This window comes from Stenotrophomonas sp. YJH_SMC_14-1 (genome assembly GCF_059372275.1).
In genome coordinates, this window is the sequence record NZ_JCAFVK010000007.1 from 21,166 (window position 1) to 41,164 (window position 19,999).

General features: G+C 64.0%; 22 protein-coding genes and 1 tRNA gene. 5 read left to right on the top strand and 18 right to left on the bottom strand.

The window, feature by feature from the left end:
• Positions 1-130 precede the first annotated feature (130 nt).
• The 3 genes from AC5P9P_RS15400 to AC5P9P_RS15410 all read left to right on the top strand — a co-directional run bounded on the left by AC5P9P_RS15400 (position 131) and on the right by AC5P9P_RS15410 (position 2,892).
• The gene (locus tag AC5P9P_RS15400; protein WP_033834488.1) at positions 131-721 is read left to right on the top strand and encodes a TetR/AcrR family transcriptional regulator; all 591 of its coding nucleotides are present in this window, start codon (positions 131-133) and stop codon (positions 719-721) included.
• Entirely contained in the window at positions 718-1,752 is a 1,035-nt protein-coding gene (locus AC5P9P_RS15405) for a DUF418 domain-containing protein (RefSeq protein ID WP_049403186.1), read from the top strand. Before AC5P9P_RS15400 ends, AC5P9P_RS15405 begins: the two co-directional genes overlap by 4 nt.
• 99 nt (positions 1,753-1,851) lie before the next feature.
• On the top strand, positions 1,852-2,892 hold the full coding sequence (locus AC5P9P_RS15410) for an aminoglycoside phosphotransferase family protein (RefSeq protein ID WP_111188031.1): 1,041 nt from the start codon (positions 1,852-1,854) through the stop codon (positions 2,890-2,892).
• 153 nt (positions 2,893-3,045) lie between these two features.
• On the opposite strand, the gene AC5P9P_RS15415 is transcribed toward AC5P9P_RS15410, so the two are convergent.
• The 7 genes from AC5P9P_RS15415 to amaB form a co-directional block, all read right to left on the bottom strand.
• A complete protein-coding gene (locus AC5P9P_RS15415) occupies positions 3,046-3,933 on the bottom strand; it encodes a DMT family transporter (RefSeq protein ID WP_032966688.1) in 888 nt (295 codons plus the stop codon).
• Between the two features lie 32 nt (positions 3,934-3,965).
• The gene (gene murB / locus AC5P9P_RS15420) at positions 3,966-5,027 is read right to left on the bottom strand and encodes a UDP-N-acetylmuramate dehydrogenase (protein ID WP_111188032.1); all 1,062 of its coding nucleotides are present in this window, start codon (positions 5,025-5,027) and stop codon (positions 3,966-3,968) included.
• Between the two features lie 8 nt (positions 5,028-5,035).
• Entirely contained in the window at positions 5,036-6,091 is a 1,056-nt protein-coding gene (locus tag AC5P9P_RS15425; protein ID WP_495232912.1) for a quinone-dependent dihydroorotate dehydrogenase, read from the bottom strand.
• A gap of 8 nt (positions 6,092-6,099) precedes the next feature.
• Entirely contained in the window at positions 6,100-6,870 is a 771-nt protein-coding gene (locus AC5P9P_RS15430; protein WP_495201984.1) for a class I SAM-dependent methyltransferase, read from the bottom strand.
• 4 nt (positions 6,871-6,874) lie between these two features.
• Positions 6,875-7,159, bottom strand: coding sequence for a DUF4190 domain-containing protein (locus tag AC5P9P_RS15435; protein WP_049403190.1), 285 nt, complete (start codon positions 7,157-7,159; stop codon positions 6,875-6,877).
• Between the two features lie 259 nt (positions 7,160-7,418).
• Positions 7,419-8,258, bottom strand: a complete 840-nt coding sequence (locus AC5P9P_RS15440) for an SDR family NAD(P)-dependent oxidoreductase (RefSeq protein WP_049430871.1) — start codon at positions 8,256-8,258, stop codon at positions 7,419-7,421.
• On the bottom strand, positions 8,258-9,790 hold the full coding sequence (gene amaB, locus AC5P9P_RS15445; RefSeq protein ID WP_049403192.1) for an L-piperidine-6-carboxylate dehydrogenase: 1,533 nt from the start codon (positions 9,788-9,790) through the stop codon (positions 8,258-8,260). Before amaB ends, AC5P9P_RS15440 begins: the two co-directional genes overlap by 1 nt.
• Positions 9,791-9,973: 183 nt before the next feature.
• Between amaB and AC5P9P_RS15450 the strand changes: the two genes are divergently transcribed.
• A tRNA-Arg gene (locus AC5P9P_RS15450) sits at positions 9,974-10,050 on the top strand.
• A gap of 343 nt (positions 10,051-10,393) precedes the next feature.
• Positions 10,394-12,952, top strand: coding sequence for a hypothetical protein (locus AC5P9P_RS15455; RefSeq protein ID WP_495232913.1), 2,559 nt, complete (start codon positions 10,394-10,396; stop codon positions 12,950-12,952).
• Positions 12,953-13,022: 70 nt separating this feature from the next.
• Here the strand turns inward: AC5P9P_RS15455 and AC5P9P_RS15460 are convergent, their stop codons facing one another.
• The 11 genes from AC5P9P_RS15460 to AC5P9P_RS15510 all read right to left on the bottom strand — a co-directional run bounded on the left by AC5P9P_RS15460 (position 13,023) and on the right by AC5P9P_RS15510 (position 19,910).
• Entirely contained in the window at positions 13,023-14,012 is a 990-nt protein-coding gene (locus AC5P9P_RS15460; protein WP_495232914.1) for a tyrosine-type recombinase/integrase, read from the bottom strand.
• A gap of 180 nt (positions 14,013-14,192) precedes the next feature.
• Positions 14,193-14,510: a hypothetical protein gene (locus AC5P9P_RS15465; RefSeq protein WP_495232915.1), complete on the bottom strand. Its 318-nt coding sequence runs from the start codon at positions 14,508-14,510 to the stop codon at positions 14,193-14,195.
• Positions 14,507-15,094, bottom strand: coding sequence for a hypothetical protein (locus AC5P9P_RS15470; RefSeq protein WP_495232916.1), 588 nt, complete (start codon positions 15,092-15,094; stop codon positions 14,507-14,509). Before AC5P9P_RS15470 ends, AC5P9P_RS15465 begins: the two co-directional genes overlap by 4 nt.
• Before the next feature lie 313 nt (positions 15,095-15,407).
• Positions 15,408-17,291, bottom strand: coding sequence for a DNA cytosine methyltransferase (locus tag AC5P9P_RS15475; protein ID WP_495232954.1), 1,884 nt, complete (start codon positions 17,289-17,291; stop codon positions 15,408-15,410).
• Positions 17,284-17,901: a hypothetical protein gene (locus AC5P9P_RS15480; protein ID WP_495232917.1), complete on the bottom strand. Its 618-nt coding sequence runs from the start codon at positions 17,899-17,901 to the stop codon at positions 17,284-17,286. The genes AC5P9P_RS15475 and AC5P9P_RS15480 overlap by 8 nt, the downstream gene beginning before the upstream one ends.
• Positions 17,898-18,110 carry a hypothetical protein gene (locus tag AC5P9P_RS15485; protein ID WP_495232918.1) on the bottom strand — a complete coding sequence of 71 codons (213 nt, stop codon included), beginning with the start codon at positions 18,108-18,110 and terminating at the stop codon, positions 17,898-17,900. The genes AC5P9P_RS15480 and AC5P9P_RS15485 overlap by 4 nt, the downstream gene beginning before the upstream one ends.
• A 77-nt stretch (positions 18,111-18,187) precedes the next feature.
• Positions 18,188-18,430, bottom strand: a complete 243-nt coding sequence (locus tag AC5P9P_RS15490) for a hypothetical protein (RefSeq protein ID WP_495232919.1) — start codon at positions 18,428-18,430, stop codon at positions 18,188-18,190.
• A complete protein-coding gene (locus tag AC5P9P_RS15495) occupies positions 18,430-18,834 on the bottom strand; it encodes a hypothetical protein (protein WP_495232920.1) in 405 nt (134 codons plus the stop codon). Before AC5P9P_RS15495 ends, AC5P9P_RS15490 begins: the two co-directional genes overlap by 1 nt.
• Entirely contained in the window at positions 18,827-19,009 is a 183-nt protein-coding gene (locus AC5P9P_RS15500) for a hypothetical protein (RefSeq protein ID WP_495232921.1), read from the bottom strand. The genes AC5P9P_RS15495 and AC5P9P_RS15500 overlap by 8 nt, the downstream gene beginning before the upstream one ends.
• A complete protein-coding gene (locus AC5P9P_RS15505) occupies positions 19,006-19,674 on the bottom strand; it encodes a hypothetical protein (protein WP_495232922.1) in 669 nt (222 codons plus the stop codon). The genes AC5P9P_RS15500 and AC5P9P_RS15505 overlap by 4 nt, the downstream gene beginning before the upstream one ends.
• Positions 19,671-19,910: a hypothetical protein gene (locus tag AC5P9P_RS15510; protein WP_495232923.1), complete on the bottom strand. Its 240-nt coding sequence runs from the start codon at positions 19,908-19,910 to the stop codon at positions 19,671-19,673. The genes AC5P9P_RS15505 and AC5P9P_RS15510 overlap by 4 nt, the downstream gene beginning before the upstream one ends.
• Positions 19,911-19,999: the final 89 nt, after the last annotated feature.

Genomic DNA, 19,999 nt, shown 5'->3' on the forward strand with positions numbered 1-19,999 from the left:
GGAGAGGACGGGGCAGGGCGCGCAGCATCGGGCCTCAACCGCAGTTGAGGTCAAGGTTGGCTGAACGAAGCCCGGCGATGATCTGAGGCCTATCTTTTAAATGGACGAACGTTCGTTCACTATCTGCACCATGAGCCGAACCGACCGCAACGAGCAACGCATCGCGCAGATCCTGCAGGCCGCCCTGCAGTGCTTCCTCGTCAGGGGATTCCACCAGACCAGCATGCGTGACATCGCGCAGGCGGCCGGCGTCAGCCTGGGCAATCTCTACAACCACTTCCCGGGCAAGGAAGCGATCATCCTTGCCGTGGCGGTGGCAGAGAGCGAAGAACTGGCACCTTTGCTGCAGCGACTGGCCGCGTCCGATGGCGAGCGTGCACAGGTACTGGTTTTCCTTCAGGACTTCCACGCACTGTGCCGCCAGCCGGAATGGGCGACGCTTGCCGTCGAAGTGCTGGCCGAGAGCGCACGCAATCCGGCCGTGGCCGAGGCCTTCGCGGCCAATCGCAGGCAATTGCAGGCGACGCTGGCCGAAGCCCTGCAGCAGTTGGCTCAGCGCGAGCGGCGGCGTCCCGTGCTGGCAGCGGCACTGCAGGCGCAGGTGCTGCTGGATGCCATCGAAAGCGATGCACTGCGTCGGGGGCTGGGCGAAGCCGATGGCACCGATGGGGCATCGCTGGATCTTGGCCTGCTCGCGCTGCTGCTCGGGGCACGCGCATGAGCGCCGTTGACCGGCGCTTGCACGGCCTTGATCTGGCCCGCTACCTCGCCTTGGCCGGCATGGTGCTGGTCAACTTCCGCCTGGCGATGGCCGTGCCGGCAGAGGGTGAGGGTTGGTTGGCAGGATTCTTCCATCTGCTGGAAGGCAAGGCGTCGGCGACCTTCGTCACCCTGGCCGGTCTTGGCCTGGTGCTGGCTACGCAGCGGCAGCAATGGTGGCCGGCCAGTGTGCAGACCTGGCGGCGCGCGCTGTTCCTGCTGGTGCTGGGCCTGCTCAATCTGACCGTGTTCCCCGCCGACATCCTGCACTACTACGCGGTGTATTTCGCGCTGGCCGTGGTGTGGCTGCGTGCCTCGCCGCGCGTGCTGCTGGCCAGCATCGTGGCCATTGCCGCCTGTTCGTTCTGGGCGCTGCTGCACTTGAACTACAGCGAAGGCTGGAACTGGCAGACGCTGGAATATGCCGGCCTGTGGCAATGGCCGGGCGCGGCCCGCAACCTGCTGTTCAATGGCTTCCACCCGTTGATGCCGTGGCTGTGCTTCTTCCTGCTGGGGATGCTTCTGGCACGGCTTCAGTTGTCGCAGCCGCGGGTACAGCATGCATTGCTGGTGCTGGGGCTGCTGCTGATCGGGGCTGGACATGGCGTGCAGCAGCTTGCGCAGGGAACGTCCTGGCAGGTGTGGCTGGGAACGCAGCCGATGCCGCCGGGACCGGCTTATGTGCTTACGGGGGCGGGTGCGGCCTGCAGTGTCATCGCCGCCTGCCTGTGGCTGGCGCGTGTGCGACCGGGTGACTGGTTGGAGCCGTTCACCGCGGCCGGACGCATGACCCTGACCCTGTATGTGGGCCACATCCTGCTGGGCATGGGCACGCTGGAAAGCCTGGGCCTGCTCGATGGCAGCGCGTCGCTCGCATCGGTGCTGCTGTGGGCGCTGCTGTTCCTGATGCTGGCGACGGGCGCGGCCTGGCTATGGTCGTGGCAGTTCGCACGCGGCCCGCTGGAGACGGTGATGCGGCGCATCGCAGGCTAGTTCCCTGGTCGTGCTGAAGCGATGTTGTGACGGACATGTCTGTGCCGCGACGAACGCATCTGCGATAGTGGTGGCAGGTAACACTTTCTGCTTGCATCCATGTCATTCGCTTCGGCGCAGCATCTCGGCGAAGTCCTGCAACAATCCTATGGCATCACCCCCACCGCCGTGGTGCCACGCCCGGTGGGCGCCGACGCCAATGCCAGCGTGTATCGCGTCGATGCGCGGCACGGGCAGTGGTGGTTGAAATGCCGTACCTACCAGGTCGCCCCAGCGGTGTGGGACAGCCTGCATTGGATGCGCGGCACGCTGGGTATCGATGAGATCGTCGCGCCGTGGCCGGCGTTGACCGGTGGCGCGTCTGTGCAGCGTTGGGGATTGCAGTTCACCCTGTTCCCGTATGTGGAAGGCCAGTCCGGGTTCGAGGCGGCGTTGAGCCGCACGCAGTGGAAACGGCTGGGGGAGGTGCTGCGGCGGCTGCATGGCGCGCAGTTGCCGGCGGAACTGCAGCAGGCACTGCCGATCGTACGGCTGGAAACCGCGGCGCTGGAGACCGTCGGGCAATGGCTGGCCGGCGAGGGCCTGGCGGCCGCGAAGGACGGGCTGGGCCGCGCATTCGTTTCGGTATGGGACCAGCAGCATGCGCGCATCACCGCGCTGCACGCGCAGGCACTGCAGCTGCTCGCGGCATTGCAGGGGGTTCCGGTTGACCTGCACCTGTGCCATACCGATCTGCATGCCGGCAATCTGCTGATGGGCAATGACGGTGGCCTGCACCTGATCGATTGGGACGGCCTGTCGCTGGCCCCGCGTGAGCGTGACCTGATGTTCATCGGTGCCGCGGTTGGCGGGCGCTGGGGGCGTGAGAATCCGCTGGGCTTCGAGGAGGGCTATGGCAGCGACCGCGGCGACCCGCGCTGGATCGCGTGGTACCGGCACTGGCGCATCCTGCAGGACCTGATCGAGTTCCAGCAGGTGCTGCTGGGCAGCGATGGAGAGGAGCGATCGCCGCAGTTGCGCCGGCAGTCGCTGCACTACCTGGGGGAGCAGTTCGCACCGGGCAATGTGTTCGATGCGGCGGAGCGGGTATATCGCGCGCTGGATCAGGTTCCAGGCCGTTGCCAGGATCTCCCCGGGTAGAGTCGACTGTTGGTCGACTATCGCGCGCAGCGCGGTTTCTGCCCGCTCCGAACGAAAAGCAGTCGACTAACAGTCGACTCTACCCATGGCCTGTCCATGCACGACCCATGGCTTGCCCGTGCAGGCCCCATGGCTTGTCCATGCAGATGGTTTTCATTCGGCGGGCTTGGCTGCTGCCGAGGCCGCCGCGCTTGCGGCGCGGCGCGACAACACGGCTTCGCGGTGGGCGATGTAGGCGTTGGCGGCGAGGATGATGCCGGCACCGATGAGCGTCCAGCGATCCACGCTTTCGTTGAACAGCAGCCAGCCGAGCAGCGTTACCAGCGGCAGCTGCAGGAAGCTGATCGGGGTCAGCGCCGAGACTTCACCGAGCCGCAACGCCCGCGTCCACAGCAGCTGGCCGACGGTGCCCAGTACGCCGGTGGCCAGCAGCCACAGCCACGCCATGCCGGAGGGCCAGACCCAGACGAACAGTGCCGGGACCAGCGACAGCGGCACCCAGAACACGTAGGTGTAGAGCACCACGGTGTCAGCGCTGTCGACACGGGTCAGCTGCTTGATCTGGATCGCCACCAATGAGCTGAGCACGGCGGCTGCCACCGCTACCAGGCTGCCGGCGGTGAAGCCGGCGGTACCGGGGCGCACGATCACCAGCACACCGATGAATCCAACCACCACCGCGGCCCAGCGCCGTATACGCACGGTCTCGCCCAGCCACAGCACGGCGGCGATGGTGACGAACAACGGCGTGGAGTACGAGAGGGAAACCGCCTGCGCCAGTGGCAGATGGCCCAGTGCCCAGAACGCGCACAGCATCGAACCGAGGCCGATCGCACTGCGCACGAAATAGCGCGGCAGCTGCTGGGTCTTCAGCGGCGCATGGCCCGGGCGCAACAGCATCGGCAGCAGTGCCAGCAGGCCGAAGGCATTGCGGAAGAACGCCACTTCCTGGGTCGGCACGTAACGGGTGGCATAACGAATCGCCACCGCCATCAGGCCGAAGGCCATCGTGCTGCCGAGCATCAGCAGCGCCGCCCGCATCGGGGCGGCGCTGGGGGAGAGGGCGGGGGTGTTCACCACTGTGCGCCGAGCAGGCGGGGCTCCGGTTCGATCGGTACGCCGAACTTCTCCAGTACCGAGGCCGAGATGCGGCGCGCCAGTGCCAACAACTCTGCACCGCTGGCGTTGCCATGGTTCACCAGCACCAGTGCGTGGCTCGGGGCCACGCCGGCATCGCCTTCGCGGAAGCCCTTCCAACCGCAGGACTCGATCATCCAGGCCGCCGAGACCTTGCGCTTGCCGTCCTGCTCGGACGGGAACACCGGCAGGTCGGGGAAGTGCTGCAGCAGCACGTCAACCTGTTCCTGCGGCAGCACCGGGTTCTTGAAGAAGCTGCCGGCATTGCCGAGTACATCCGGGTCGGGCAGCTTGCGGCGGCGGATCGCGATCACCGCATTGGCTACGTCCACCGCACCCGGCAGTTCCACGCCCTGCGCCTGCAGTTCCTCGCGGATGCCGGCGTAGTCCATGCGCAGGTCATGCAGCAATGGCAACTTCAGCTCGATGGCAGTGATCAGGTAACGGTCCATCTGCTGCTTGAACACGCTGTCGCGGTAGGTGAAGCGACACTGCTCGTTGTCCAGCCGTACCCAGGTTTGTTCCTGGCAGTCCCAGGCCTCGACCGCCTGGATGAACTCGCCGACCTGCGCACCGTAGGCGCCGATGTTCTGGATCGGCGCGGCACCGGCGGTGCCGGGAATCAGGGCCAGGTTCTCCAGCCCGGACAAGCCTTCCTGCAGCGACCACATCACCAGGCCATGCCAGGGCACGCCGGCCCCGGCGCGGATCACTGCGTGGTCAGCGCGGTGTTCCAGGAAACTGATGTCACGGTTGCCGAACACCAGTACCGTGCCTGGCAGGTCTTCGGCGATCAGCACGTTGCTGCCGCTTCCCAGCACCAGCAGTGGGCCGCTGGCCACTTCGGGCAGCGCCAGCACTTCCGGCAGCAGGGCCGCGTCGTGCAGTTCCAGCAGCTGGGCTGCACTGGCCTGCACATGGAAGGTGTTCAGCGCCTGCAGTGGCGCATTGCGGGTGAGCGTCCAGCGCAGCGGGGCGTTGCCGTCGACGGTATCCATGGGCGCGCTCACAGTGGGGCCACCGCGCCGCGGCTCGGCGCTTCGCGGCGGCGACGGATCGCCTCCACGCATTCGGAGACCAGGGCAGGGCCACGGAAGATCAGGCCGCTGTAGCACTGCACCAGCGCGGCGCCGGCGGCCATCTTGGCCACCGCGTCGGCACCGGACAGGATGCCACCGACCCCCACCAGCGGCACCGATTCGGGCAGGCGCGAGCGCAGTCGGCGCAGCACCAGGGTGGACTGCTCCAGCACCGGTGCGCCGGACAGGCCGCCGGCCTCGTTGGCCAGCGGATCGCCGGCCACCTTGCTGTGGTCGATGGTGGTGTTGGTGGCGATCACGCCGTCCACCTGCACTTCGCCCAGCACGCGCGCGGCGGCATCGATGTCGCGGTCACTGAGGTCGGGCGCCACCTTGACCAGCATCGGTACGCGGCGGCCGTGGCGCGCCGCGAGATCTTCCTGGCGGTCGCGCAACTGGCTGACCAGCTGGCGCAGCGCGGTCTCTTCCTGCAATTCACGCAGGCCGGCGGTGTTGGGCGAGGAGATGTTGACGGTGACGTAGTCCGCCAGCGGATACACCTTGTCCAGGCAGGCGATGTAATCGTCCACCGCCTGTTCGTTCGGGGTGTCCTTGTTCTTGCCGATGTTGATGCCGAGCAGGCCGCGGCGGTTGCGCGCGCGCTCGACATTGCGCACCAGCGCGTCCACGCCCGCATTGTTGAAGCCCATGCGGTTGATGATCGCGTTGTGTTCCGGCAGGCGGAACAGGCGCGGCTGCGGGTTGCCGGCCTGCGGGCGCGGGGTGATGGTGCCGATCTCCACGAAGCCGAAGCCGAGCGCGAACAGCGCATCGATGTGCTCGCCATTCTTGTCCAGGCCGGCGGCCAGGCCGACCGGATTGGGGAAGGTCAGCCCGAACACCGTGCTGGGCATCGGCGCGATGCGTGCGGCCAGCAGCGGCGTGGTGCCGGTGCGGTAGGCCAGGTCCAGTGCGGACAGGCCGAGGCCGTGGGCGCGCTCGGCGTCGAGCGAGAACAGGAAGGGGCGGGCAAGCGAATACATGCGTCGGTTCAGTCCAGCGTGCCGAGGAAGGCTCGGGTTCGATATTCAAAAGCGACCTGGCCGTCGACCGCGTGGGCGGCGAACAGGTCCTGCAGAGCGTCGATCATCGGCGCGTGGCGAGGATGACCGGATTGGGGTGCGTAGGAGGAGGACAGCAGGCGCCCGCGCAGGGCGTCGAAGTCCAGATGCTGTACGTTCGGCAACTCCACCATGCCGCGCAGGCCGCGGCCGAACCAGGCCTGCATGGTGGCATCGTCCTGGTAGCGCTCGGCCACCGCGGTGTAGTCGGTGCCGTAGTCCAGCAGCAGCTGTTCGTAGCCGACCAGGAATGGACTGGCATCGAGCAGGCGTGAATTCCAGTAGATCAGTGCCAGGCCACCGGGGTAGAGGATGCGCTGCCACTCGGCGCGCACCGCCACGGTGTCGAACCAGTGGAACGCCTGCGCGACGCTGACCAGATCAATGCTGGCATCGTCCAGGCCGGTGGCCTCGGCGCGGCCATCGACGGCGGAAAAGCCCGGATACTGCGGCGCCAGCCACTCTTCGGCGGCGGCGCGCATGGCGCCGTTTGGCTCGACCGCCACCAGCGGATGACCGCTGGCCAGAAACTGACGGCTGGAAATGCCGGTGCCAGCACCGATGTCGGCGACACGGGCCTGGTGACTGACATCCATCGGGCGATGCAGCCATTCCAGCAGCGCGGGCGGGTAATCGGGCCGGTAGCGGACGTAGTCGGCGACGCGGCTGCTGAAGCGTTCAGTGCTGTCGGAAGTGGTCATGGCGTCAGTTCGACACCGCGGCCAGCCACGCCAGGCCGCCGAAGAACAGGATGAACACCAGGATGGCGGCGACTACCGCGCCGACCATCACCCAGCCCAGCACAAGACCGGTGACGGCAAGGCCATCGCCTTCCAGTTCCTGCGGGCGGCGGCGGATCTCGGCGCGGGCCATGTGGCCGGTGACGATCGCCACGATGCTGGCCACGAAGGGCAGGACGGTCCAGCTGGCGATGCCCATGACCAGGCTGACTACGGCCAGGGCGCTTGTCTGTCGGGGTGCCACGCTCATCGGGGTCCTCCTTGGCAGTGTGCACATGATAGAGCCTCTGCCCGGGCAATCCCATGCCCGGCGGATGCGATGGCGGGCGTGGACCCTGGTCGACAAACGAGGTGCCAGCCCTGGTAGGCGTCGACCTTGGTCGCCGAAGGGCATTTCAGCAGGGTAGGCGTCGACCTTGGTCGACGAAAGCCATTTCATCAGGGTAGGCGTCGACCTTGGTCGACGAAAGGCATGCCAACCAAGGTTGGCAGCTACCGGAGTGCCGGTGTCAGCCCATCAACACCTGGCCGCCATCCACATTGAGCACATGGCCGGTGATCCAGCGCGCCAGCGGCGAGCACAGGAACAGGGCCGCGTCGGCGATCTCGCGCGGATGGCCGAAGCGGCCGAACGGGATCTTCGCCAGGGTGCCGTGGTACAGCGCCGGATCTTCGGTGCGACGGCGATCCCACAGGCCGTCATCGAATTCAATCGAACCGGGGGCGATGGCGTTGACCCGGATCCGGTCCTTGGCCAGCGCCAGTGCCTGCGAGGTGGTGTAGTGCGACAGCGCGGCCTTGGCGGCGGCGTAGGGCGCGCCACCGGGGCGTGGCTGCTGTGCGGCGATCGAGGACAGGTTGAGGATGCAGGCATCGCTGGATGCGCGCAGCCACGGCAGTGCCAGGCGCGAAGCCCGTACCGCCGCCATCAGGTCGATCTGCAGGCTGGCGGCCCAGCCATCCTCGTCGTCGGCCATGCCGTAGCCGGTAGCGTTGTTGATCAGTACATCGATGCCGCCGAGCGCATCGGCAGCGGCCTGCAGCCAGGCCTGGATCTGGCCGGCGTCGGCCAGATCGGCGGAGACGGTATGCAGCGGGGTGCCCTGTGCCTGCGCATCGGCACGCAGGGCATCCAGGCCGGCGTGGCCACGTGCGCAGACCGAGACCTGCGCACCGGCGCCGGCAAATGCCAGCGCCATTTCACGACCGATGCCCTTGCTGCCGCCGGCGATCAGCACGCGGCGACCGGTGAAATCGAGGGTCGGAGCCCCATTGGGGATCCGGCCCTGGGCAGGGGTCAGATCCCCGGAGGGGCTCTGACCCGCAGCCATGGCAGAAACGTCTGCCATCACAGATCGAACTTGATGCCCTGGGCCAGCGGCAGCGAGTCCGAATAGTTGATGGTGTTGGTCTGGCGGCGCATGTAGACCTTCCACGCATCCGACCCGGACTCGCGGCCGCCGCCGGTGTCCTTCTCGCCACCGAAGGCGCCACCGATCTCCGCACCGGACGTGCCGATGTTGATGTTGGCAATGCCGCAGTCGCTGCCAGCGGCCGACAGGAACTTCTCGGCAGTCTTCAGGTTCTGGGTGAAGATCGAGGACGACAGGCCCTGCGGCACGCCATTCTGCATGTCGATGGCTTCATCGAGGGTGTCGTACGGCATCACGTACAGGATCGGCGCGAAGGTCTCGTGCTGGACCACGGCATCGCTGTTCTTCAGGCCGGAGACGATGGCCGGCAGCACGAAGTTGCCTGGGCGGTCGATGCGGGTGCCGCCGGTTTCAATGGTGCCGCCGGCGGCCTTGGCCTGGGCGATGGCATCGAGGAACTGCTGCACGGCGCCGTCGCTGTTCAGCGGGCCCATCAGGTTGGCCGCATCGGTCGGGTCGCCGATCTTGCCTTCGACCTGCTTGTAGGCCTTGACCAGGGTGGCCAGCACGTCGGCGTAGATCGAGCGGTGCACGATCAGGCGGCGGGTGGTGGTGCAGCGCTGGCCGGCGGTGCCGACGGCGCCGAACACGATGCCCGGCACGGCCAGCTTCAGGTCGGCGGTTTCGTCCAGGATGATGGCGTTGTTGCCACCCAGTTCCAGCAGGCAGCGGCCGAGGCGACGCGCGACCTTCTCGTTGACGGTGCGGCCGACCTGGGTCGAGCCGGTGAAGCTGATCAGCGGCACGCGACGGTCATCGACCATCTTTTCCGACAGCGCGGTGCCGGCATCGTTGATCAGGAAGAAGATGTCCGGGAAGCCGGCTTCGCGCAGGGCGTCGTTGCAGATCTTCAGCGAGGCGATGGCGGTCAGCGGCGTCTTGTTGGACGGCTTCCAGATGCACACGTCGCCACAGATGGCGGCCAGGAACGAGTTCCAGCTCCACACCGCGACCGGGAAGTTGAAGGCGGAGATGATGCCGACCAGGCCCAGCGGGTGGTACTGCTCGTACATGCGGTGGCCGGGGCGCTCGGAATGCATGGTGTAGCCGTACAGCATGCGGCTCTGGCCCACGGCGAAATCGGCGATGTCGATCATCTCCTGCACTTCGCCGTCGCCTTCCGGCTTGCTCTTGCCCATTTCCAGCGCCACCAGCGAACCCAGGGCGTCCTTGTGCTTGCGCAGCGCTTCACCGCACAGGCGCACGGCTTCGCCGCGACGCGGGGCCGGCGTGGTACGCCAGATCTTGAAGGCTTCCTGGGCGCGGGCGACGACTGTCTCGTACTCGGCCTCGGTGGTCGCGCGGACCTGCGCGATCGGCTCGCCGGTGGTCGGGTTGACCGGGGTGATCAGCTCACCGCTGGTCGCGCTCGACCACTCCCCGTTGCCCAGGTACGTGCCAGCGTTGATCGCGTCCAGGCCAAGGGACTTGAGCAGCTCGGAAGACATGCAGACTCCTGTGTTTCGTTACGTTGTTTGGTGCCATCGCGGGCAGGTGGGGGGCGCGATGAACTGAATCGCCGATGGTAGCAGAGCGGCCTGTCCGGCCATGGTGCAACGCGCCAGCGCCGCCGTGTGGAGCACGAATGCTTGGAGGGCAGGGTGTGTTGCCTGTAAACTTCCCGGCTGCATGGCCCCGTAGCTCAGCTGGATAGAGCGTCCCCCTCCTAAGGGGAAGGTCGCCCGTTCGAATCGGGCCGGGGTCACCAAGATCAATAGGTTATAAGCATCTGCAGGCATCTAACCTGCCATGGCTTGGTCTTATCTGGCTGATACTTGGCACAGTTGGCACAGTGACTTTTCTTCTGGGAGGCCTTTCGTGCGCGCCGGGCACCTTGGGCTGGCGACCAGATGGTCAAGCCCCGCATGCCACGATGAGGGCCTTCCGACAGGTTGGGGCTGACGTTTAGCGCCGAGGCTGCAAAGCTTGCGGGCGGGCGGCTGTATGCTTATCGTCGCGCTTGACCGCAGTTCTTACGCTCGCGTGCAACTCAGTGCTGCCATGCCGCAGGGTCAGAATTGCGTCCACTAACCCTGTTGCTAGGACGCATCATGACTAATGAGCACGGACTGAAGCTTCTGAAAAGCTTCGGCAAGCTGGATCTCCAGAACGCCAATGAGGCAGCTACAAGACTCAAGGTTATCGATCGCATCCTGCGAGAAGTGTTGGGCTGGCTCGACGAGGATATATCGCCGGAGGAGCACGTTACTGAGGACGGTGCGACTACTTACGCTGATTATGTTTTGAGGGCCGCAAATGCTGCGATCGTGGTGGAGGCGAAAAAGGTGGGTTTGGCATTTACAGCCGAGCCAGGGCAGCGTCGCGTAAAGCTGACGCGCTCCTTCCTGCAGAGCGAGCTTGGTGAGGCAATAGAGCAGGCCCGCGATTATGCCCGCAAACTTGGCGTAGATTATGCCATTGCCACTAACGGCCAGGTGTGGGCTGTATATCCCGCTCAGCGGCATGATCAAGTAAAGTTCCATGACTCGACAGCGTTGATATTCTGGTCCCTCGAAGACGCATTGAGTGAAAGCTATCAAGAGTTTTATGATCTCTTGAGCAGAGATTCGGTTATCTCGGGTAGCTTGGAGCCTGCTCTTTTGGGTCGATCCGGCAACCAGGGCGCTAATAGAAAGTTAGGGACATTTTTTTCCAATAATGCGCAAGAAGCTCGGCGTAACCCCGTCTTTCACCTCATCGAGGATCAGGTCGTCACTGCTTTCTCGGACTCAATCGCGGAACTGAACAGCGACTCCTTTGAGCGATGCTACGTTGCTGCACCTGAATCCATTAAGTTCGATCATAAGATCAGAATGAACGTGGCGAAGCGGCCGTCTGTAGTCGGTGGGGCAATCCGCAGGCCTATGAAGTCAGCCGACAGCACAGCAGTCGAGAAGAGATTTCGCGAACAGGCAGTCCGGGCCGGTGGCGCACCATCGCCGAGATCTTTGGCCATGCTCGTGCTCGGGACTGTCGGGGCAGGCAAGACAACGTTCTTACACTATATGCGGAAGGTCAGGCTGAAAGATATTTTCGAGAAGCCATCTGTAAGTCCGCATCCACATTGGCTCCACCTCGATTTCCTGAACAATGCTTCGGGTCGCGCTCCCGCTGAATTTATCTACCGATCTCTTCTTGAGTATATCAATTCAGATCCATTCCTGAGCAGTGGTGAGCATTGCGTTAAGAAAGCGTATGCCTCCGAAATCGCGGCCATGAAGTCTGGGCCCATGTTCGCTATTGCGAACGCAGAGGATGAGGTTGCCAGAAGAGTTACGGACATGATGATGGCGGACTACCATCGAATTGATCCGTATGTCGAGAAAGTTCTCCGGCATGCCACAAAGATTTCGCCGTTCTTTCTCGTCATCGATAATGTTGACCAGATCGAGGACGAGGATCTCCAGTCGCGACTCTTCACTGAAGCGCTGAGCATCTCCAGGGCACTTTCTCTCAACCTAATTTTATGCTTGCGTCAGGCTACCTTTGCTAAACATAGAAACAGTCCTGCAATTGACGCTTTCGATTTTGAGACTGTTCAAATTGACACTCCGCGTATCGCTAGCGTGCTTTCCAAGCGGTTTGATTTGGTTCGATATCTGGCCAAAGGTCAGAAAGGCGACTTCACAGCCGAGAATGGCGCGCATATCACGGTGGAGGATGCCAGTCAAATCGTGGATCTGTTGCAGGGGTCCGTTCTGGGGACAGAGATCGGGCAACGGATAGAGGTGCTCGCAACGGAGGACGTGCGTCTTGCGCTGCGTATGACGCGTGAGTTTTTGGAGCGAGGCTATACTAATCCCGGTAGAGCCATTGAGCACTATCGCAACACTGGCCGGTACATTCTTCCGAAACATGAAGCTTTCAGGGCCATCATGTTGGGGACTAAGACAGTCTACCGCGAGGATTCGTCTTCGATCGGCAATCCCTTTGATTCGCAGCTGGCGTCGGATCAGATGCAGTTGCTACGGCTATTTGTCCTGTCTGCCATTGTTTCGTATGCCGGCGAATCTGGCTTTCGCTTGGTGGATGGCTCGATGATATCTGAGAGCATGCGAAAGATCGGTGTCGGCGACTCCTACACTGAGAGGGTTTTGTCGGACCTTTGCTCATTTAGGTTCCTCTTCACCGCAGGCCATGGTGAAGCAACGCTTGCGTCTAGCTACATACCTTCAAGGCTTGGTGGTTATATAGTCAGGGAGCTTATTTCCAACTTTACGTTCATTGAAAACGTAATGTACGACACTTATATTCCTGAGCTGAGCGTCTGGCTGAAGCTTAAGCAATTCACGCAGGAAGTCGAAGCTTCTCGCGACAAGTTGCGCAGGGTCCGGCTACGAGTGATAAGGGCAAGAGAGTTCTATACTTACATGCAGCTAATGTACGCTCCATTACTCACTGAAGCTCGAAAAAGGGGGCTGCCTCCTCAGTGGTCCCACGACGTTTTGGCTGAGCGGAAAGCGGATTTGACCAATGAGCTGGAAAGGGTCATTCGCTCAGCGAAAATTAATTACGGTCGCAACAGTCCTTCTTCCAGTCAGCGGTCTGACGAACTTAACGAGTTGTTGGACGAGTTGGCCGAAGAGGCTGCGCAAAGTTCTGCTATGTGAGCGTTTTTATTTATTCATGAAAGATATTTGATAATATTCAGGTCGCTGCGAGTTGCCGAATAAATATGGCTTAGAAGCGGAGGGTCGCTACAGCGTCCTCCGCGCCCTCTGGCGTGAGATGGGCGTAGTATTTCTCCGTTGTCGCGTAGTCAGCATGACCCGCAAGTATTTGAATCCGTCTCAGAGATACGCCTGCCATCACCAAATGAGCGCAGAAGGTGTGCCGCAGTCGGTGAAGGTGCCCGCCGATACCGGCGGCGTCCGAGTCCCTTCTGAACCAATCTGACAGGGTGTCCTTGTGCACCGTGACGAGTGGATCTGGAAGGCGCCGCAGCGCCCACCGGGCATAGCGGTTGAGGGGAACCTCCCGCCACTTGCCGGACTTTGTCCGGCCTTCACCCTTCTCGTCGGGGTCGCTCTCCACGAGCAGGCGCCCTGCGACCACCGAGCTTTTGTCTAGGCCGATGATTTCGCCTCGCCGCAGCCCGGTGTGGGCCATAAAGAGCCAAAGCGGCGCCCGCGCAGGGTTCGCCCGATAGAGCCGGCGCATCGCCGCCCGGTCATAGAACTTGACGGCCACGCTCCGCACACCGCGAGGCGCGTTCACTGAAGCCAGCGGGTTCACGTCCAGCTCTTTCCATTCGACGCCGCGGTTGAACGCCGCCTTCAGCCGTCTAATCTCCTTTCCCACAGTTTCCTTTGCCGCCTTGTCGTCTAGCAGCCTAGCGCGCTTGTACTGCTCCACTTCGACCGCTCGGATGCTGTCGATCGGCCGGTGGCCGAAGCGCTCAATGAAGCGCTTCACTTCGCTCCTGGCCTTCGAAATCGTGGTGGGGTGCTCGGCCTCGTACCAGTCCAGATACCACTCCAAGTAGTCGCGGACCTTTGGCAGCCGCGCCAAGATCGGCACCCCGTGGGTCAGTTCTGCTTCTTTCGCGGCACGTATTCTCTCCGCCTCACGGGCGTCAGGTTGCCCAATGGACCGGCGAAAGCGCTCGCCGCCTTCCGCCCAGTCGAGGTAGGCCTTGCTGCCGCGCCAGTAGAGTCGAACCTTTGCCATTCCTCTGCACCTTCGATCGCGGCATAGAGCGCCGCCTTTTCGTACAACTGCTTTCCCATGAAGCGGCGGGGCGTGAGCCCGTAGCACATGGCGTTCTTCCTGAACTGGCTGTTGGACACGCCGCAGTAGTGGGCGGCTTCCTCAACGGTCAGCCAATCCTTCCCCGATAGATCGAGCCTTTCAGCGGCGCCCATTAGCGCCTCCCGTGGCTTTCCTCCTGGCCGGCGCCTGCTCGGCGAGGCTGAGGTTGAACTGCACAACGTTGTCAGCGACGGCCGGCAGGGCTGGCGCCCGCGCGCTACGCGGTGGTCGGTTGAGCCGGCGCCATGCCGCAATGGCCGCGTCGGGGTCGGCATGCTTGCTGGTCGACCTGCAGGCGCACTCGACCAGGTGGCCGCCGCCGGCGGCCGCGCACCGCTTGTCGTGGATGTGGCGCGCGCGGTGGCCGGCGGCGCAGTTCGGCAACCCTTCCGGGTGGCTGATATGTTCCTGGGTCATGGCTTGTTGCACTCCTCGATGTGGGCTTCGAGCTGTTCAATCAGGAAGGTGGCTTCGGTGGCCCTGCGGCGACGTTCGTGCGCGCTGACCGGATCCGGGCCGGCGTCCCGGATCCACTTCAGCGGCTCAAGGAACCAGCTCGGTTCGACGGGTAGGCGCTTGCGCGGGTCGACTTTCTGGACCAGCGGCTCACAATCCGGGCCGGCCCAATCCTCGCTGTCGCCGCAGCGGACGCACACGCGTCCACTGAACTCGTGCAGCTTCTCCGGCTGGATCACGCGTGGGGTTTCGAACAGGGCGCGGACAACGAGCCCACGCTGGTGGGCGCCGTAGACGTGCCCTGCGTCGGCCTGCATCCAGCAGCCTGGCGCGAAGTCGCCCTTGAGCCTGTACTCCCAGCGCACAGGCTGTGCGGTGTAGAGCGCGGTCATCAGCGTGTCGGCCCAGGCGCGCACCTGGCGACCATCAACAGAGGAGGCAGGATCAACACGCCGCATCGCGGAGAGAACCGCGGCGACAGGCGACGAAGCCTTGGTGACTTCAATCGCTGTCGCTGGTGTTGGTACATGGGCATGTGTCGTCATGTCAACTGTTCTTGTAACGAAACGCTTGTTTGCGAAGGGATGAGCGTCGTAAGTTCAGAAGAGCCGTCAGCACTGGGACTAACGTTATGAATTTCGAACGAATCAACATGCACGAAGTCCAACTTTTCGCCGCGGGGCGCCGCTTCACGGCACTGCTTTGGATCGAGTCGTCGAGTTGCGTGCATCTCAAAAAGATCTGTCTGGAGAGCGGGGAGGTCCTGCCTTCCTATCGGGTCGCATACCGTAGTGAGGAAGAGGCAAAGGACGCCGCACGGGGAGCTGTTGAGGCTTGGGCCAATGGCAACTGACGCAGTCATGCTGCCTCCGCCATGTCGGCCGGCACCCGGTCCAGATTGGCCTCGGCCAAGGCACGCATCGGTGGCGGGCTGACGCTGTTGCCGACCATGCGCACGGCGGCGCTGGTGCTTAGCGGCGTGCCGTTGGCCGTGCGATCAATGATGTAGCCTGGCGGGAAGCCCTGGGCGCGGTAAAGCTCGTGCGGCTTGAGCATGCGCAGGCCGATATCCACGATCACGTACGTCGTGCCTTGAACATGGACGGTCACCAGTTCGAGGCGATCTCGGGTGGTGATCGTGTCGACCGGGACGCGTAGGGCTGGCACGTTGGCCCCGGTCCCGTAGTACTTCACTAGGAACGCTGCCACGCGAAGTGCGCCGGCCTCCTGATCGGGCGACAGCTGGGCCAGGTCGGCGCTTACCAGGCGCTGCTGGCTGCCACTGGCGGTGATGGTACTGACCGGGTCGCGGGCATCGTTGCCAGCGCCCTGATAGAGGCCGCCGTTGGCCTGTTCAAGGAATGCGGTCGCCACGCCGAGAGCGTGCGCGGCGCCGGCCGGGCGCGCAGCACCAGCACCAGAGGTGATGGTGGGCACAGGCTCGCTCGCCGACGTGCCGATGCTCTCACCACGGAACTTGACCAGGTGCGGCGCCACCAACGCGGTGTCTGCCTTGGTCGTCATGGTGTAGAGCGGTTCGCCGCCTGAGCGCGGCTCGGACTGACCGGCCCGGCCGCCGACTCCGGCAAGGATCGGCGTCACCATGGAGAAGTGGCCACCCTTCACACCGGCGCAGACGGTGCGCGGCGGTTCGTCTGCGCGCATGGAGCCGAGCGCATGGCTGCTGTTCGCATGCTCAGCGATGAAGGGAGCCAGCTCAGGCGCGGCCAGCATCAGCTCGCCGCGGTTGGCGGCGGTGATGGTGCGCATGGGATCACGCACGTCGTGGACGCGATCGCCGCCCTGGTGCGTCACCGGAACAATGAAGGGATCGGCTGAGTTGATGACGTGGCGCATGACGCCCTTGGCGATGCGACGCATGGTGGCATCGGCCAGCGGCCGGGCGCGGGTGAAGATGGACGGGCAGGGGATGGAGAAGTCCAGGCAGTCGGCAGCGGTCACCTGCGGCTGTTGCCCCGGTGCGGAGCCGTGGCTGGCTTGTGGCCACACGATGGTCTCGCCGTCGCGGCGGCCGAGCAGGAACAGGCGTTCGCGGCTGGTGCCGGCACCGTAATCGCTGGCTACCAGCTTGCGCCATTCGACTGCATAGCCCAGCGCACGCAGCGCGGCCACGAACTGCTGCCAAGTGCGTCCGCTGTGGCGCTTGTCCGGTACCAGCTGCTGGTTCTCGACCGGCACGCGCTCGCCGCGCGCTGCAACGGTGCCGTCCATCTTGATGACGCGGCCGGTGTCCTTGCAACGCTTCGCAACCAGCGGACCCCAGGTGAGGATCTGCCAAACGTTCTCCATCGAGATGATGCGCGGCGCGGTGTTGGTGCCGTGCAGGCGATCGGCGCGCAGCAGCTGGCCAACCCACTTCAACACCACCCACGACAGGGCGCGGGTCTTCCGGCTTCGCGGCTGGCCGCCCTTGGCCTGGCTAAAATGCGTGCAGTCGGGCGAGGCATGGAACCAGCCGATGGGACGGCCGGCCACGTCCACGCGCGGGTCTGCGTGCCAGATATCCTCGCGGTGGTGCTGGGTCAGCGGGTGATTGGCGGCGTGCATGCCGATGGCCAGCTCGTCGTGGTTGTAGGCCAGGGCGGGATCGATGCCAAGGGCCTGTTTGAGCCCTTCCGATGCCCCGCCACCGCCCGCGAACAGGTCCACCACTATTTCGCCCGGTCGCAGACGGGAGCGCTGTGGAGCAGGGAAGTTGAAGGAGCGAGAACCGTCAGCCATGCGCATTTCCCTGTGAAATTGGGTAACGTCCTTCCATCGAAGGATGCGAGAGGAATAAGAAATGAATGGGGAACTTTGGGCAGCATGGATAAGCGCCGGCGGTTCGCTTCTCGCTGTCGGCGTAAGCGTGTGGTTGCACCACGCCTCGCTTGCTGACAGAAGGGCAGCAGAGGCCACTGCCGCGAGGAATGCCGCGCTCGTTGTGTTGCCAAAATTCAGAGAGGCAGAGAGGTCCTTGGCCTGGTCGCTCAGCCAACTCGCGGCTGGTCGCAATCCGAGTTTCATCGGTACTGATGAATCGGGACAGGACTTCGGTGTCGGATACCTGAGGCGTTGCTTCGATAGCTTCGCGCCCACTATTGAGTCGATTGGGCAATTGGGGACTGCGGCTGCTGCGGCGCAATCCGCCTACCAACATTTCAGAGAACTTAGCGAAGATCTTGCTGAGTACATCGCGCCGGATCATTGGCCAGGGGATCCAATCGTTTATGACGGGCGCGCTTGGATTGCGACCAGAGCTCTGATCGAAAAAGCGGATGAGAAAATGCGGAAAGCAGTTTCCGAGATCACTCGACTTCTGCATTGAATTGGATGTGAGCGTTCCACTCATGCTCGCGGCTCCTCTGCGCCGTTGATCCTTTGGCCGCCGAGGGCAGTGCTGTATTCCCAGCGCTCTGCCTCGCGGATGTAGAAGGCGGCGCGCTCCAGGCGCTCGCTTTCGGTCAACTGCTTGTCGTGCAGCGCATGGTCGGCGGCGGCGCGGTTGGCCGCTGCCATGCGGGCTGGGTCGTGGTCGAAGATGTCGAGCTGGTTACGCACGCTGGACTCCTGGAATGGGTTGCCGACTTGTGGAAGTACGGTCGGCACGGAGCCCGGTGCCCCGGGCGGGCGGTTGCTCAGTGGGTGTCGTCGGCGGCGAGCGGCGCGCGCTGCCGTTCATCGCTGCGGCGCTGCATCTCGGCCTTGAACGCCGGCCAGCTCGTGCGGAGGTCTTCCCAGCAGCGCCATGCGAAGAACACGGCGCCGATGGCGCAGGCGAGTGCGACCCGGTCGACGTGGTTGCGCAGGGCCCAAGCGAGCAGTGCGAGGAGCAGGCCGACGACGACGGCGCAGAAGAAGGGCAGGGCCAGGTGGCGCATTAGTCGGCCTCCTGCCGCAGGCCGTAGTCGGCGAAGCGGTGGAAGGCGCTGTTGGTGATCGTCCAGTAGCTGGTGTTGCCTTCTACGAGGCGAATCCAGTCATTCAAAAACGCGTCCAGCCTGATTTTTTGTGCAGGCGTCACCGATTCCAGGAAAATCTCGGCCGCTTCGCCGATCTGGTCCAGCATCTGGTCCCGGGCCCAATCAATAATGGCTTCGGCATGGACGACGCTGGTAGGAAGAAGCGGCTCCTGCTCCCCGATGTGGACACCCGGCCGCAACTCGCTGGCATCGGCGGTGCGCACTTCCCAGTCGAACGCTGCCTTCATGGCCTCATCGATCGATCCGAATTCGCCGTGGTAGGTCTCTTCGTCGAAGGACCAGCTGTAGGTGGGCTTATCCATGGTTCTGTTCCTCGGTGATGACGTAGAACGCGCCGTCGGCGGCTCTGCCGACCTCGGTGTGCATGTCGGGGCCGTTGGCTAGGTCGAGGCCGATCCAAACCGGCGCCGGTGCCGCCGGAGGCTTGATGGGCGGGATGCCGACGGCCATGGCGGCGAAGAAGTCGTGGTCGGTCATGCCGGCACGCTCCGGCCGTCGTACGCCCGGACGGCGTAGGCGATCGCGTAGAGGCGCCAGTAGAAGTGGAAGGTGTAGTCCTGCAGCTGGTTGCCGTACTCCCAGGCATCCGTGAATCGGAATCGCGCGAAGGGCTCATCCTTGCTCGGCTCAAACCGATCCATCGCGCCAATGGCCTCTGCGACGGATTCACCACCTATGTGGAGAACCTCATCCTGCAGTTCCTCCCAGAGCTGCGGTGCCCATGCCGGCTCGCCGTCGTCGTCATCGTGGTGTTCATCGATGAACTCGTCGAATCGCTGTTTAACCAGTGCTTCGAACAGATCGGCGCGGAACTCGCGCTTGTCCCCGTCGTTGGCGACGCACTTCTCGGCCCAGTAGCCGGGGTTGATGCGCAGCTGCCCGGATTCATCCCCGTCAGCCTTCCACCGGAAGAACTCGAACATGTCGCAGAGCCGGCTGAACATGGAGTCGCCCATGTCGCCACTGATCGCCAGGTATCCGGGCCAGGTGACAACGTCGAACGAGAACGCGTAGCTACCCGGGCGCTTGAACCGGAGATGGCGATAGATGCCGTTGTCCAGCAGCACCTCCATCCGGTGCTGGGAGGTGTCCACACGGAAGCGCTCGAGCGCCCTGGATTGGTTCTCCACCTTGGCGCTCATACAGCACTGCCTTTGGTGCGCATCTGGCGCATGGCGGCGCCGAGCTGGTCGACCATTTCGCTGACGGCGCGCGCTGCGCTGTACCGGCCACTGAGGAAGTCCTTACGGGCGATGGCTGCGGCACAGTCGGCGTTGTGCGGGTGGTATCCGAGCCGCATCGCGGCGTGTCGCACGGCGTCGGCGACGGCCTTGGCGCGGACGCGCCGGGTCGGGAACTGGAGGATGACGGCGCTCATGCGGCCACCGCCTGCTGGAGCGCCAGCGGCTTGGAGCGGGCGATGGTGGCGACTTCGGTCGCGCCTTCGTCGATGGCGTCGGCGCAGAC